The sequence below is a fragment of the Aeromonas sp. MR19 genome (assembly GCF_963899305.1).
In the GTDB taxonomy this organism is placed as follows: domain Bacteria; phylum Pseudomonadota; class Gammaproteobacteria; order Enterobacterales; family Aeromonadaceae; genus Aeromonas; species Aeromonas bestiarum.
This window is the reverse complement of the sequence record NZ_CAWQWZ010000006.1, coordinates 26,834-40,455: the sequence shown is the minus strand read 5'-3', so window position 1 is coordinate 40,455 and position 13,622 is coordinate 26,834. Positions and strand designations below refer to the sequence as shown.

12 protein-coding genes, 1 pseudogene and 1 riboswitch are annotated in these 13,622 nt (G+C 56.2%); of the genes and pseudogenes, 5 read left to right on the top strand and 8 right to left on the bottom strand.

Going from position 1 to position 13,622, the window contains the following annotated elements; translation table 11 throughout:
• Positions 1-36 precede the first annotated feature (36 nt).
• Entirely contained in the window at positions 37-2,298 is a 2,262-nt protein-coding gene (locus tag AACQ95_RS03570) for an LTA synthase family protein (protein WP_098983827.1), read from the bottom strand.
• A gap of 254 nt (positions 2,299-2,552) precedes the next feature.
• Between AACQ95_RS03570 and AACQ95_RS03565 the strand changes: the two genes are divergently transcribed.
• On the top strand, positions 2,553-3,641 hold the full coding sequence (locus AACQ95_RS03565; RefSeq protein ID WP_098983828.1) for a hypothetical protein: 1,089 nt from the start codon (positions 2,553-2,555) through the stop codon (positions 3,639-3,641).
• Positions 3,642-3,736: 95 nt separating this feature from the next.
• On the opposite strand, the gene lysC is transcribed toward AACQ95_RS03565, so the two are convergent.
• Together lysC and argA are read right to left on the bottom strand one after the other, a co-directional pair.
• Entirely contained in the window at positions 3,737-5,089 is a 1,353-nt protein-coding gene (gene lysC / locus AACQ95_RS03560) for a lysine-sensitive aspartokinase 3 (protein WP_098983829.1), read from the bottom strand.
• 89 nt (positions 5,090-5,178) lie between these two features.
• A riboswitch (Lysine riboswitch) is annotated at positions 5,179-5,403 on the bottom strand.
• A gap of 108 nt (positions 5,404-5,511) precedes the next feature.
• Positions 5,512-6,840: an amino-acid N-acetyltransferase gene (argA, locus tag AACQ95_RS03555; protein WP_241280609.1), complete on the bottom strand. Its 1,329-nt coding sequence runs from the start codon at positions 6,838-6,840 to the stop codon at positions 5,512-5,514.
• A 271-nt stretch (positions 6,841-7,111) separates the two neighbouring features.
• On the opposite strand from argA, the gene msrA reads away from it, so the two are divergent.
• Positions 7,112-7,744, top strand: coding sequence for a peptide-methionine (S)-S-oxide reductase MsrA (gene msrA, locus AACQ95_RS03550; RefSeq protein WP_043556141.1), 633 nt, complete (start codon positions 7,112-7,114; stop codon positions 7,742-7,744).
• Between the two features lie 368 nt (positions 7,745-8,112).
• Here the strand turns inward: msrA and AACQ95_RS03545 are convergent, their stop codons facing one another.
• From AACQ95_RS03545 to AACQ95_RS03535, 3 genes and pseudogenes are all read right to left on the bottom strand, one after another.
• Complete coding sequence (locus tag AACQ95_RS03545) at positions 8,113-8,448, bottom strand: DUF3802 family protein (RefSeq protein WP_042869761.1); 336 nt, start codon at positions 8,446-8,448, stop codon at positions 8,113-8,115.
• Between the two features lie 55 nt (positions 8,449-8,503).
• The gene (locus AACQ95_RS03540) at positions 8,504-8,980 is read right to left on the bottom strand and encodes a GNAT family N-acetyltransferase (RefSeq protein WP_241280607.1); all 477 of its coding nucleotides are present in this window, start codon (positions 8,978-8,980) and stop codon (positions 8,504-8,506) included.
• Positions 8,981-8,988: 8 nt separating this feature from the next.
• A pseudogene (locus AACQ95_RS03535) lies at positions 8,989-9,132 on the bottom strand (MmcQ/YjbR family DNA-binding protein); the annotation flags it as partial.
• A 38-nt stretch (positions 9,133-9,170) separates the two neighbouring features.
• On the opposite strand from AACQ95_RS03535, the gene AACQ95_RS03530 reads away from it, so the two are divergent.
• From AACQ95_RS03530 to AACQ95_RS03520, 3 genes are all read left to right on the top strand, one after another.
• On the top strand, positions 9,171-10,688 hold the full coding sequence (locus AACQ95_RS03530; protein ID WP_241280606.1) for a recombinase family protein: 1,518 nt from the start codon (positions 9,171-9,173) through the stop codon (positions 10,686-10,688).
• A gap of 64 nt (positions 10,689-10,752) precedes the next feature.
• Positions 10,753-11,058 carry a hypothetical protein gene (locus AACQ95_RS03525; RefSeq protein ID WP_241280605.1) on the top strand — a complete coding sequence of 102 codons (306 nt, stop codon included), beginning with the start codon at positions 10,753-10,755 and terminating at the stop codon, positions 11,056-11,058.
• Between the two features lie 91 nt (positions 11,059-11,149).
• On the top strand, positions 11,150-11,638 hold the full coding sequence (locus tag AACQ95_RS03520) for a hypothetical protein (RefSeq protein ID WP_241280604.1): 489 nt from the start codon (positions 11,150-11,152) through the stop codon (positions 11,636-11,638).
• Positions 11,639-11,735: 97 nt separating this feature from the next.
• On the opposite strand, the gene AACQ95_RS03515 is transcribed toward AACQ95_RS03520, so the two are convergent.
• Positions 11,736-12,383 (bottom strand): recombinase family protein, encoded by a 648-nt coding sequence (locus tag AACQ95_RS03515; protein WP_241280603.1) that lies wholly within the window; start codon positions 12,381-12,383, stop codon positions 11,736-11,738.
• Positions 12,384-12,650: 267 nt separating this feature from the next.
• Positions 12,651-13,376 carry a gp26 family baseplate hub assembly chaperone gene (locus AACQ95_RS03510; protein ID WP_241280602.1) on the bottom strand — a complete coding sequence of 242 codons (726 nt, stop codon included), beginning with the start codon at positions 13,374-13,376 and terminating at the stop codon, positions 12,651-12,653.
• Positions 13,377-13,622: the final 246 nt, after the last annotated feature.

The following is a 13,622-nucleotide window of genomic DNA, read 5'->3' as shown; positions in this document are numbered from 1 at the left end:
GCAACAGCGGCCTCTTTTACGTTCTCAGATCCGGGATCAGGGCAGGGCATCCGGCCGGAAGCTGGCCCGGATCTGCGGCACCAGGGGCGAGACGTCGAATCCCTTCTCTTCACCCAGTACAGGGTGGAGCAGGGCCAGATCCGGGATCGGGGTCAGATCCCCCGCCAGCAGCTGGCGGGTGGCCTGGCCCATCTGGTAGAGCTGGCGCACCGGGGCAAACTGGGTCGCGAGGTTGAGGGCACCATCATCGCGGGCAAAGGCCATCATGGGGATCTGGTAGGTGGCATCGCGAGGCGGCTTGTCACCGTGAATCCCCTTGCCCGCCGACATCAGAAACGGCTGGTGATCGCCAAAGGCCACCACCAGATAGCGCTTGCCGGACTGGTCCAGGGTCTTGAGCAGTCGCTCCAGCGAAGCCATGGCATCCACCACCCCGGTGTAGTAGGTGTTGAGCAGCTGGCGCTCTGCCGCGCTCTGATCAGGACAGGCCTTGTCGAGTTGCTGGGCCTGATAGCGATCCCCGTCGAAGGGGCCGTGGCCCTGCATGGTGACCGCATAGGCAAACAGGGGCTGGCTATCCTGTTCGCTGCGCCTGAGCAGGTGATCGATCAGTGCATCATCCGAGATATAGAGCCCTTTATGTTCGAGCGTGGTGAAGCGGGTATCGAACCAGCGCTCCTCGTAGCCAAGGGCCGGGATCGCCTTGGCGCGGCCCCAGAACTTCTCCACATAGGGGTGGGCAAACAGGGTCTTGTAGCCACTTTGCCTGGCGCTTTGCGCAAGGCCGGGCACCTGCTCCGAGAGGTAGTAGTAGGGCACGACCCCCTGCTTGAGCAGGCCCACCGGCAGGCCCGTGTTCATCTCGAACTCGGCCAGTACCGTCATGCCGCCCGTGGTGGGGGAGTGGATGGTCTTGTGCCACTGCTGCACGCTGGCGGGCAGGCTAAGGGTCGGGGGCGGGGCGCAGATCTTGCCTTGCCAGCCGAGCCAGAGCGACTCGTACTGCAGCACTATCACCAGATCGAAGCGGGGGGCTTGCCCCTGGCTTGCATGGCTGAGCTGGGGAGTGAGCTCGTTGATCTGCAAGGGGTAGCGAAACACGCTGCCGTTTTGCAGCATCTCGTCCACCAGGTTGAACAGATAGAGGCCGGGGCCGGCCCGTATGATGTCCCTGTGATAGTTGACCACCCTGTCCACGTAGCGAATGTTGGCCCCCAGTAGCTTGTTGCCGGTCTGGGTGGCGAATACGCACAGGGCAAAGAAGGCGGCGGTGGCGGCCAGGGTGCGCAGGATCCAGCGCGACAGGGCGAAGCGCCAGCAGAGAAACAGCAGCAGGCCGGCGCCCAGCACTGGCAACACTGGATGTTGTTCCAGCAGGATGCGCAGCAGCGCCAGCAGGTTGCCGAGATCGTCCCCCCCCAGCGGCACCCCGTAGATGGCGATCTTCATGAAGTTGGCGAGCAGGCCTATGCCGGAGAGGGCGGTGAACACCAGCCCCATGTAGAGGTTGAAACCCGCCAGCGCGCAGAGGCTCCAGCCCAGCACCATGCTGCCCCAGGCGAGGTAGTAGTGCTCGGGCCTGAAACCGGACCAGAGCAGAAACTCCCCCAGTTTGAACACCACGAAGCCGTGCAGCAGCACGAAGGTGAGGTTGCCGAGCAGCAGGCTGCCGATGACTCGCCAGCGCAGGCTGCGTCTGAGGCGGGGCAGCACGGTTCTGAGCACGGCGGCGCTCAGGGCCAGCACCAGCACCAGGCTGGTGAAGAGGTAGCTGAGGTTGAAACCCTGTTCCGGCAGGGTCTGCAGGATCTGGCTGAACTCGGCGCTCTCGGGTCTCTCCTTGAGCAGCAGGCCGATCCGCAGCTGATAGCGGCTGGCGAGGGCATCGTCGGGCGCCCGCAGTGTGCTGTTGAGATCCAGGGTACAGCGGGTTTTGCGGCACACCTGGCGCTTGTCTACCGGCTGATTCAGTTGATCGATCCGCTCACCCCGTTCGTTGAGCAACTCCACCCGTACCTTGTCCCCCTCCTGCAACGGCTTGAGCAGTTGCCACTGGCTGCGCACCACCAGGTAGAGGCCACGGCTGTCGCTCTTGTAGAGCAGGGCATGACGGGTGAGGGTGGCGATCGGCTGATCGGCAGGCCCCAGTACCAGCGGCTGGGCCCGGCCGAGCCAGCTGCCAGGATTGATCTGCGGCAGTATCAGGGTCAGCAGCAGCAGCGCGGCCAGCAAGCCAAGCAGCAGGGAGGGCAGACTGGGTACCCTGGCTGACAAGCGTGCTGAAGAGGGGACTTTCATATGAGCTCATCCTTTGAGCGAGTGATGACGGCGACTGGTTGCTGCATTTAATTTGACCCGATGGTGAGGGGCTTGTTCCTTGTTGTCAATTTAATGACCAGACAATGAATATTTCATGACCATGGATCCATGCAAACTGTGATCCGGATCGGACGGCCACACTCATTCTGTGATGAAAGCGTCATCATGACGCTTTGCCTCTGGTCTGCGCCTGCCTTGCTGCTTAGTCTCTCAATAATGATGGAGGTGCATGTATGAATCCCAAAGTAGCGGCACGTCAGGCAAGATTGCTCCGCATGCTGGAGAGCAAGGAGGAGATCCGGATCGGACGCGAGCGGGATTGCCCCTTGCCACTGGCGCAGCTGGTGAGACTCAAGGAGGATCATCCCGCCGTGATCAAGGTGTATCGTCACGGCCTCACCGCCGAGGTGTTTCACCTCAAGGTGGAGGGACATCACTGGTGCCTGAAACGGCGCCGGCACGACTCCCTGGTGGCCAACGTCGACGGCAAGACTGCCTTCCTGACCGAGCTGGAGCGGCGGCGCGAGATAGAGGCCCTGCGCGAGCTGCACCCCACCATTCTCTCCAATGTGGTCTGTACCTGCTTCGGCTCGGCCCGGGCCGGGGTGCTCATCTCCCCCTGGCTGCGGGGCGTGCCTGTGCATGATCTCAACGAGCGCAATCTGGCGCAGATGCTGGCGGTGCAGGCCGAGCTTGCCCACTGGGGCTGGTTTGACTGGGATCCGAGCCCGGGCAACCTGCTCGACGATGGCCAGCAGATCGCCGTGTTCGACTTTGGTTACATGTGGCCGTTCGATCCCCGTCATGAATTCAACTCCAACGGCCTCTCCGATCCCCAGTTTCATGTGCCCGAGCGGCTGGAGACCCGCACCCTCTCCGGCCTCTGGCTCGATGAGCCGGATCCCCTTCCGCAGTTTCGCTACTGGCGCGGTCTGTGCCTGGCCTGGGTGCAGCGCGAGCTGCAATACCTGGCCCGGGAGGGTGCCAGCGCCCCCGTGCTGGCCCGCTTGCAGGGCTTGCAGGGGGAGTGGCGCTCGGCACTGGCCAGCGACGCGGCGCTGGCCGCCAACTGGTGGCGCGACATGTATCGCAGCCACAGGCTCGACATCCAGGATGATCTCAGCGGCAAGAGCTGCGGTCCGCTCACCCTGCGCCGGCTCGACTGGCTGGAGCGGGCTGTGACCGAGCACTTCGCCGAGCTGGCGGACAACCTGGGACCGGACGAAGCCGGGCTTGACCAGGCGGCGCTGCTGGCCCGACTCGCTGGCCTGCGCGAGGCGATCCGCGCCTGTCTGCTGCCGGTGCCCACTTTGGCGGGCTAGGCTGGCGCGGCTATCTGCGTCTATGACCTTGGCTGCAACGAAAAGAGGGGCACCCTGGGTGCCCCTCTTTCATGCAGTGTCAAACCTCGACTGGCTCAGTCGAGCAGCTCCTGGTGGAGGCGGTTGACTATGTGGCCCGCCTCCTCTTCCTTGACCAGGAAGCAGAGGTTATGGGCGCTGGCGCCGTAACAGATCATGCGGATGTTGTGCTCGCGGATGGCGTCAAAGACCTGACTGCCCACCCCGGCCGCCTCGCTCATGCGGTTGCCGATGAGCGCCACCAGCGCCAGCCCTGTCTCCACCTTCACCTTGCACAGCTGACCCAGCTCGGCCAGCACCTTGTCGCTCAAGATGGGCTCGCCGTTGCTCTGGCTGCCGGTGTGATCCAGGGTCAGCGACACGCTCACCTCCGAGGTGGTGATGAGATCCACCGAGATGCGGTGACGGGCCAGGATGCCGAACACCTCGGCCAGGAAGCCATAGGCGTGGAACATGTTGAGGCTGTGGAGGGTGACCAGCACCTGCTGGCGGCGCAGCGCCACGGCGCGAAACAGCGGGCTGGTGCGGGTGCTGGCGCGGATCCAGGTGCCGCCGGCCGCCGGATCCTTGCTGGAGCCGACAAACACGGGTATGTCCTGGCGTACCGCCGGCTGCAGGGTGGCCGGGTGCAGCACCTTGGCGCCGAAGGTGGCCATCTCGGCCGCCTCGACGAAGCTGATTTCGGGGATGGGGCGGGCGCGGGTGACTAGGCGCGGATCCGTGGTGTAGATGCCGGGCACGTCGGTCCAGATCTCTATGCTGCCCGCATCCAGCGCCTCGGCAAGCAGGGCGGCGCTGTAATCGGAGCCGCCCCGACCGAGCGTGGTGGTGCGGCCATCGGCATCCGAGCCGATGAAGCCCTGGGTGATGATGAGGCTGTCGCCGAGCAGGGGGCCCAGTGCCTGCTGGCAGAGGATGCGGGTGGCGGCGAGATCCACGGTCGCCTTGCCAAAGCGGCTGTCGGTGCGCATCAGCTGACGCACATCCTGCCAGTGGGCCTTGACGCCGCGCTGGCGCAGCAGCTCGGTAAAGAGGCGGGTGGACATCAGCTCGCCGCAGGCGATGAGGCGATCGGCCAGCTCGGCATCCGTATGCTGACTGGCCTGGCGCGCCATGGTGCGGATCTCGCCGAGGGTGGCATGGATCAGGGTGCTCAGATCGCTTGGGTCACCCAGCGCCGTCAGTATGGCCTGCTGGATCTCGGCCAGTTTGGCCAGCTGCGCCTCCTGGCCCGTCTCGTCCAGATCGCCTTGGGCCAAGGCCACCAGCAGGTTGGTGACGCCGGCACTGGCGCTCAGCACCACCACCCGGGTCGCCGGGTTGGCCAGCACCACATCGGCGCAGTTGTTCATGGCCGCAGCCGTGGCGACACTGGTTCCGCCAAACTTGGCGACATTGATCGGGCTCATTGCTTACTCCTGTCTTAATTTAAAAATCCGGATCCATCGGGCAAAAAGAGAGGAGGAGGCTGAAAATGGCAGGAATGAGAGAGGCTATCCCGGCCAGAAGCACTCCACCCGCAGAGCCCATCCCGTACCAGCCCCTTGTGGGGCTCGGTGGGGGATGACCACTACCGATGACAACCCGGGGGATTCAGCCCCCGCAGCCGACGTTGAGGTATCCAGTTGCCTCACTCGTCTCGGCGCTGCTCCCCCTGACCCAAGTTCATCGGACTCTGGCGTCCTCCCTCGGGCTGCCTGGGCAGCGCTCCTCTTCTGGCTCCACCGCAGGCGGTGGAGTGCAATTAGAAATACCCTGCGCTGGATTGCACTGTCAATCGAGATTGTGAAAAACTTAACAATCGGCGACAACCAGACACAAGATCAATAACTTACGAAATGGTTTTTGACAAAACCTTGGAGCGGCGCTGCCAGTTGTAGAAGCGCTGCCGTTCCACCGGCAGGTCTTCCACCTCCAGCGGCTCGAAGCCCCGCTCCCGGAACCAGTGAATGGAGCGGGTGGTGAGCACGAACAGGCGGCGAATGCCGAGCCGCCTGGCCCGCTCGGCCACCTTGGCCACCAGCTGATCCCCCCGGTTGGAGTTGCGATACTCGGGGTGAATGGCGACGCAGGCCATTTCCGCCATTGCCTCTTCCATGAAGCAGTAGAGCGCCGCGCAGCCGATGATGAGACCGTCGCGCTCTATGATGGTGAACTTGTCTATTTCCATCTCCAGCTGCTCGCGGGAGCGGCGCACCAGTATGCCTTCCTCCTCCAGCGGGCGGATGAGATCCAGAATGCCGCCGATATCTTCTATGGTGGCTGCGCGGGCCTGTTCGGCACTTTCCCGCACTATCTGGGTGCCGAGACCATCGCGGCTGAACAGCTCCTGCAGCATGGCGCCGTCATCCTGATAGCTCACCAGGTGGGAGCGGGGCACGCCGCCGCGGCAGGAGGCAATGGCCGCACGCAGGTAGCGGGCGGTGCCGGACATCTCTTCCCCCGCCTGCTCCAGCTCCACCAGCAGTTCCTCGGCCTGCTCGGGGAAGAGCTCGGAGATGGCTTCGCCCTGTCTGTCCATCACCCCCTGGGTGCTGCTGAAGCAGATGAGCTTGTCCGCTTTCAGATCCACCGCCACCCGGCGGGCCACCTCTTCCGAGCTCAGGTTGAAGCTCTCGCCGGTGACCGAGCAGCCGATGGGGGAGATGAGCACCAGGCTCTTCTGATCCAGCTGGCGAGTGATCCCCTCCACGTCGATGCGGCGTACCCGACCGCTGTGGCAAAAGTCGATGCCGTCATCCACCCCGAGCGGCTGGGCGGTGACGAAGTTGCCGCTCACCACGCTGATGCGCGCCCCCTGCATGGGCGTATTGGCCAGCCCCATGGAGAGCTGAGCCGTGATGTCGTACTGCAGGCCGCCACACACCTGTTTGATGAGGGCGAAGCTGGCATCATCAGTGACCCGGATCCGTCTGTGGTATTGCGCCTCGATGCCGGCGCGGGCCAGCGCCTCGTCGTTTTGCGGACGTGAGCCGAACACCAGCACCAGGCGTATCCCCAAGGTCTGCAGCAGGGCGATATCGCTGACGATATTGGCAAAATTGGGGTGGCAGAGGGCTTCCCCGCCCATCATCAGCACGAAGGTGGCGCCTCTGTGCACGTTGACATAGGGGGTAGACTGCCGAAAGGCATAGACCAGGCTGGGTTCGCGTTCACGCACTTGTGGCTTCTTCCATAAAAAAACAGCAATGGGCTCAATATATGAAAATAAATTCACAAATCAAGACTAAATATTGATTTTGCCGTTTTATGCCGCCATTTGGGCTGACGGGGGATGAGGGACTCCCGCCGGACGATGGTCGGACGCTGGAGGATGTCGCCATCCCAGCGTGGCTGCGGCCTTGGTTGATCCCGGCCCATAAACTGTTATCTTCGAGACTCCTTTTCGTCAGCTGTGCGATCGCACAGGTTTTTATACAAGGACAGGGTTCATGGAACAGATTATTTCACCGGCAGACGCGCTGCCGGGACGCCGCGAGACTATGGTGATTGGCCAGCAGCATGCGGTCAATGGCCACCCGACCCAGGGTCCCTGGCCTGAAGAGATGGCGGTAGCCTGGTTTGGCATGGGCTGTTTCTGGGGCGTGGAGCGCCTGTTCTGGCAACAGCCAGGGGTTTACTCCACCGCCGCCGGCTATCAGGGCGGGGTGACCCAGAATCCGACCTACAAGGAGGTGTGCAGCGGGCTGACCGGCCATGCCGAGACGGTGCAGGTGGTGTTTGATCCCAAGGTGATCGGCTACGGCGATCTGCTCAAGCTGTTCTGGGAGCAGCACGATCCGGCCCAGGGCATGCGCCAGGGCGGTGATGTCGGCACCCAGTACCGCTCGGTGATCTTCTATGCCGACGAGAGCCAGCAGGTCATCGCCCAGCAGAGCATGGCGGCCTATCAGCAGGCCATGATGGCCAGTGGCGACAGCCGCGCCATCAGCACCCGCATCCTGCCGCTGGCGCCCTTCTATTACGCCGAGGATTACCATCAGCAATATCTGGAGAAGAATCCGGAAGGGTATTGCGGACTGGGTGGCATAGGTGTCTGCCTGCCGCCGAGTCTCAATCGCTAAGCGGCCGTGCCGCGTTTGGCGACTCCCTGTTTGCACATGAAAAAGAGCCGCAGTTGCGGCTCTTTTTGACGGTCAGCATGCTGCTGAACAAGCTGAGTGTCAGCGTGATGAAAAAAATCGTAAAAAAATGTGTCATGGCCGGGAACTAAACCGGATCGACCTTGCCTAACTTGGTAGCTTCCAAGGATGGGAGCCAAGACCAGACACATTTCTTGCCTCGATATTCATTAAAAGTCATTGAAAAGCTTGATGAGTTGAAATGATAGCAAGCAGGGCTGCCCGTTGAAGGCGGCCCTTTTCATGTGTGTTGTTTGCGGGAATATTCGGACGCTCGGGTCTGCGCCACGGCGACAAGCTGTCTCGATGGGTTAGCTGATGGCGCCGTCAAACAGATTCTTGATGAGATCGATGAACTCTTCGAGGAAGGCTTGCTGGGCCGGGGTCGGGGCGCGCAGCCAGACGGCGGAGAGCACCTCTTCCAGATCGGCGACCACGGCATCGGCTTCTTGCATGATCATGAAGCGCAACTTGGGATCGAGCTGCGGGTTCTGTTCGCAGATGGCCATCAGGTTGCCGGCCACCCGGCCGCTCACCAGATCTTCGATGGTCTGTTCACCACTGCTCTGTTGCTGGGTTTCAAACAGTCCCAGACTCTCCACCAGATACTCAATCAGGGCGATATAGCCTTCGCTTTCTACAACCATGGCGGCCTCAATCCTCAACAATACGGAAAAACTGTGCGTATTTTAGTGGCTGGACCTAGCTTGGCAAGCGCCAGTGCAGACGATAGCGGATAAAACCGACCCCGCCGCGCTCCACGCTTTCCAATCCGGTCAGCTCAAAGCCATACCGTAAAAATAGCCCATAGCTGAAGGCACTGGCCTCCGTTGTCAGGGTCTCGATGCCGAGCCGACCGGCCTGGCTGAGGGCGGTGGCGAGCAAGAGGCCGCCAAGCCCCTGCCGTTGATGGTCGGCGCTCACATAAAGCAGGCTCAGGTGACCATCGTCGCTGAGGGTGACGAAGCCGAGCACGGCGCTGGCTTGCTCCAGCACCCAGCCGTGATGCTCACGCAACTGGCTGACAAAGCCGGGATGATGGGCGCCGAGGGCCCACTGCTCTACCTGCGCCTCGCTGTAATGCTCGGGGCCGCGTTGGCGCACCGACTGCTCGAACAGGGCGATGAGGGCGGGGATATGCTGTTCGCACAGCGGGACTATATCGGGCTGCTCTGGCATGGGATGGCTCACAGTGTCGGCGCTTGCGGCCGTTTGGCCTTGGGCAGACCGGCGACCACTCGCTCATAGGAGTGGTGCACCCAGCCTTGCCAAAGATCGCTGGCCAGGGTGTCGCTCAGGGTAACCGTGTTCCAGTGCTGCTTGTTCATGTGTACAATCTGCAAGTCAGATTCTCTCAGGTAAAAAACTAATGAAAGCATGGCTTTACGCTCGATTTTCATCAAGTCAGCAAGCGGATGGCGACAGTATAAACCGCCAGGTCAAAGCAGCCCAGCAATGGTGCGGTGCAAACGGGGTCGAGCTTCAAGAGACGAGCTTTCGTGATCTAGGTGTGAGTGGCTGGAAGTCGATCAAGCGTCCTATGTTCGAGCAGCTAATCAAAGCTATGTCAGAGGGCAAGATTCCGCGTGGTAGCTATGTGCTGTTCGAGAGTACCGACCGTCTTAGCCGTCGTGGCTGGCGTCACACGCAAGAGCTGATACGCACAATCACATGCGTCTATGACTGCAAGTTAGTGATCCTCGACAAGGGACAGGTCTACACGAAAGAGAACGTGAATGACGTTGTTCAAAACATCTTGCTGATGGTCGCGGCAGACATGGCCGAGAAGGAGAGCCAGCGAAAATCAGATCTGGTTTCAGCGGCTTACAAGAGCAAGAGACAAGATGGTGATGTTAGCCGCTGGCCGTTCTGGATAGACAAGACGGATAGCGGGTTTGTTCTGAATGAGAATGCCGAGACTATCAGGCTGATTATCGCACTGCGATTGAAGGGGGTAGGGGCTCTGGGAATTGCGTCTGAGCTGAATAGACGAGGCATCAAGTCTTCTCGCGGTGGGAATTGGGGTCATACGTCGATCCGAGTGGTGCTGTCTAACAGTGCTCTGTATGGCACGAAAGACTTCTATTCAATGAAGACGATCAAGCTGTACGACGACAACGGAGACGAAATCAGAGTCACGGACAATCAGCTTGTTAGCAGTATGCCGGATGTGTTCCCTCCGCTATGCGATTTCACGACATGGCAGCAGATTCAAATCAATGGTGAAAGGCCGGGCAGAAAAGGGAAGTCGAGTCCGTTTCATAACATGCTGTTCTGCAAATGTGGTGCTGGGCTGTCAGTTCAGCTTGGCTCTGCTGGTGAACGTTATCGGAAATGCTCAAGAGCAAAGGTTGGTGCTTGTGATCAAGTAGCAATTCGGAACTTTGATGAAACGCTCATAGATTGTTTGGGCCGAATTACGTATGAGAGCAGCGATACACAAAAGGACGAACTGCCGGAACTACAGGCAAGACTGGCGAAGCTGGAAGGTGTGAAAGATGCTCTTATGGCTGCTGGTGCTGTGGATGCGCTGGTAGATCTCTACAAAGACATAGCTAAAGCAAAAGATGCGGTAGCTAACGCGCAAAAAATAGCCGTTGTTCCGACTACGCAGATAAAAGAAGTTTTTTCTGGGACAGTGGATGAACAGCGGGTCGCGTTGAAGAGGGTTATTAACAGAGTCGTTGTTAATAGAATTAAAAATACTGCGAGTGTAAAAATCTATCTAACGAACGGGCACATCAAAATATTTGGTTTGAATATTGGGGTTAAAAAGCAGTCAGGGGCGAATGAAATATCATCAATTACAGATACGAAATCGTTTTTAGGTGAGCTTAAAATGCTCATTTCAGATGGCGATAATACGGTTTATTGTGACGATGAATAAACGGATTGGAGTAATAACCCTAAGTGAGTAGTATGCCGCGCTTTCAGGCTGCTAGAGAATAAAAATGAATAATGCAAAAGTCCACGATTTCAAAGATGAAAATTCAGCCTGCTTTGTTGTTAAAACAACGGCAGTAGTTGAAGGGGTGGATATATTAAATGGTAAAGAGGAAGTTCATATAACTGTTACCGGTAATACCATTCACATTGAAGCCGTAAGAATGATAAACGATACCGAAAGCAAAAAAGAACTAGTATTCGCTGCATCAAATGGCCAGTTGATTGTCTGTGATATCCATGACGCGGAAGCAGAAAAACGAATGCTAGCCAAAATCATGGAAATGAAGATGGCGAAGAAGTATAAGCGTTAACAGTTAAAAGGCATTCGAATGAGTGCCTTTTTTCTTTACAGAAACTTGGCTCCTGTTAGTATCCATATTGAAAAAGTCAAAGGAGTTTATCATGGAACAAAAAGTGTTAAGTGAAATGCTGATTACTAAAGATGATTTGGTGACTCATTTTTGCGAGTCAAACGATACGTTAGCTAACTTTCTCAGTACCGTAAATGAAGCTTACAAAGAAGCAGAAGCAACAAGAAACGCGAATCTGATTAAAAAGCTTGAATTGTTCGCTAAAGAAAACAACATGAGCTTGGATCAAGTAAAAGAGTTGTTTTCTCCTAAAGTGAAATCTGGTAAGGCAGAGAAGGGCAATGCAACTAAGCCAGCCCCAGAACGCGACCTATACATTTACGAACTCGATGGTAAGAAGTACGGCATCATGCGCGGCTCTAAGGGGAAAGCGTCTGATGAAATGAGTCGAGCGATAGCTTCTGGGCAGACAAAAGAAGAAATGAAAGCTCGAGGTGAAGCCGCGTCAGAAGAAGTAAAAGCAAGAGTTGGCGAATCAACAGCCCCCGTTGACATTACAGATCTTCCAGAGTCAGCGTGAACATAAACGAGTGAAAAGAAACCGACCATCGTGTCGGTTTTTTGTTATATGCAATAAGATAACCCGTTTGTTTTTACACAAACGGGATTTAACGGGGTTATAGCCCGAGACGCTGCACAACTCGTTGGCATGTTGTCACGCTGAACTCAGATCCTCTAGCCGTCTTGATACCACGAGCATTCAGACTTTCAGACATGCGCTTGAGGCTATAGCCATTTCTACGCATTTCAGCGAACTCCGCTCTTAAACTCTCGGCTCTATCGTCTGCGGCTGCTTTGATGCCGTCTGTCTGCAAGTTGTCACGAATGCCGCCTAGCTTAACTCCACGCGCTTTGGCCGATTGTAATGCGGCTTTGATGCGCTGAGATATGAATTCTCGTTCTTGTTCTGCTAGAGCGGCGTATAGATGTACCTGGAACTTATCAGCAAACGGCAGACAAGCGATACGAACGTCCACCAGCTTGATGATATGAGCCACACATTCCACGTCTCGGCCAAGTCTATCTACTTTAGCCACAAGCAATGTTGCGCCTGTCTGCTTGCATAGTTCGACGGCTGCTTTCAAAGTCGGCCTGTCAGCTAATGAGCCTTTACCGGAACGAACGTCAACGAACGTTTCAAGCACTTCTGGATCTGTTGCATAGTGAGACAGGAACAAATCGGTATCTCGTTGTTGCGCTTCTAATCCGAGTCCGCTTTCACCTTGCTTTTTTGTACTCACTCGGTGATAGATAACAAGTTTCATTGTCAAGTTATTCCGTTCTGTTACTGTTTCGCGACAAGTCACTTTCACTCAATAAGAGCATGGTAACAGGAGGCCATAGGCATTCAACAAAAGCCGTCAGGTGGATGTTTTGTGTATGACATGCTTTTTGTGTATGAGTTGACAGGCAATAGGAGTCCTGTTTAGCGTTTTCGGTGATAGGTGAGAGATAACAGATAAATGTTTTTGCTTAGTTGTCTACTTGCACCAATGAAAAAGCAGGATCATGATGATCCTGCTTTTTTGTTTTTATTGAAAACAGATTTCTTCAATACCGTTTAAGCGAACAGCCTCATGGTGTCCGCAGCACGGACATTTAACTGCTACGTCCATAACAAGATGTGGCATGTTATTCACAAACTCGAACATAAGTGTTATTTCTTCCGGTGAAATATATTCATTCAGCTCAAGCAATTCCTCAAGTTTGATATCAATACCGACTTTCATAATCTGATTATTGAAATGCACCTCCTCAACGAGACGCCAGCAGAGATCAAAGAAATCTGCCTCATTAGTGAGATCAAAGAAAGCTTGTTCAATCTTGTTTGGATAGCGCATTTTAACGGAGATATTGCTATTCAGCTTAATCAATGTCTCTGGATCACGGCTTAAAGCAACATTGTTCAAGTTACAGTCCACCTTGATATCTGTTCCGCACTCTTTACCGTCTACCTCGTTCTTACACACAAACGGAACGCTGATATTTGGATCAGTCCTTGCAAGCTTCCAGATCTCGAAACTAAGTTTTTCAAAGTCGAAAATAGTAAGGGTATCAATGTTGATCTTTTCTTGGATACAACTCTTAATAACTTCCGTCATGAACTCTTCCGGCTCTTTCTTATTCTCTAGGCCATATACGAGGATCTTAAGCTCTTTCGTTAGCATAGGACGAATTGTAACTTTTTTGCCGTCCGAAAGGGTAACTACCTTTTTCTTAATCGATGCCATTAGCACCGCTTTTAAATCTTCTTTCATTTTATTTCTCCGGTTGTCTGAAACGGATTCGATTTCAGACTTATTCTGTTATCTCTATTTAACAAGCACTGAAAAAGTTTTGTTTTCAGACGGAAACAAAAAAGGCACCCGAAGGTGCCTAGTTTGATCGAATACAATAGGAACTGTGCTAACATTTTCACAAGATATTCGATTTTTTCAAGGAGAATACAATAGAAGCTAAGGGAGATATCACTGTATTCATATAATTATTTAGATGATCATTGC

Excerpts from the sequence above, each read along its gene's own strand:
- AACQ95_RS03570 (WP_098983827.1), bottom strand. The coding sequence starts at position 2,298 with ATGAAAGTCCCCTCTTCAGCACGCTTGTCAGCCAGGGTACCCAGTCTG.
- AACQ95_RS03565 (WP_098983828.1), top strand. The coding sequence starts at position 2,553 with ATGAATCCCAAAGTAGCGGCACGTCAGGCAAGATTGCTCCGCATGCTG.
- lysC (WP_098983829.1), bottom strand. The coding sequence starts at position 5,089 with ATGAGCCCGATCAATGTCGCCAAGTTTGGCGGAACCAGTGTCGCCACG.
- msrA (WP_043556141.1), top strand. The coding sequence starts at position 7,112 with ATGGAACAGATTATTTCACCGGCAGACGCGCTGCCGGGACGCCGCGAG.
- AACQ95_RS03545 (WP_042869761.1), bottom strand. The coding sequence starts at position 8,448 with ATGGTTGTAGAAAGCGAAGGCTATATCGCCCTGATTGAGTATCTGGTG.
- AACQ95_RS03540 (WP_241280607.1), bottom strand. The coding sequence starts at position 8,980 with ATGCCAGAGCAGCCCGATATAGTCCCGCTGTGCGAACAGCATATCCCC.
- AACQ95_RS03530 (WP_241280606.1), top strand. The coding sequence starts at position 9,171 with ATGAAAGCATGGCTTTACGCTCGATTTTCATCAAGTCAGCAAGCGGAT.
- AACQ95_RS03525 (WP_241280605.1), top strand. The coding sequence starts at position 10,753 with ATGAATAATGCAAAAGTCCACGATTTCAAAGATGAAAATTCAGCCTGC.
- AACQ95_RS03520 (WP_241280604.1), top strand. The coding sequence starts at position 11,150 with ATGGAACAAAAAGTGTTAAGTGAAATGCTGATTACTAAAGATGATTTG.
- AACQ95_RS03515 (WP_241280603.1), bottom strand. The coding sequence starts at position 12,383 with ATGAAACTTGTTATCTATCACCGAGTGAGTACAAAAAAGCAAGGTGAA.
- AACQ95_RS03510 (WP_241280602.1), bottom strand. The coding sequence starts at position 13,376 with ATGAAAGAAGATTTAAAAGCGGTGCTAATGGCATCGATTAAGAAAAAG.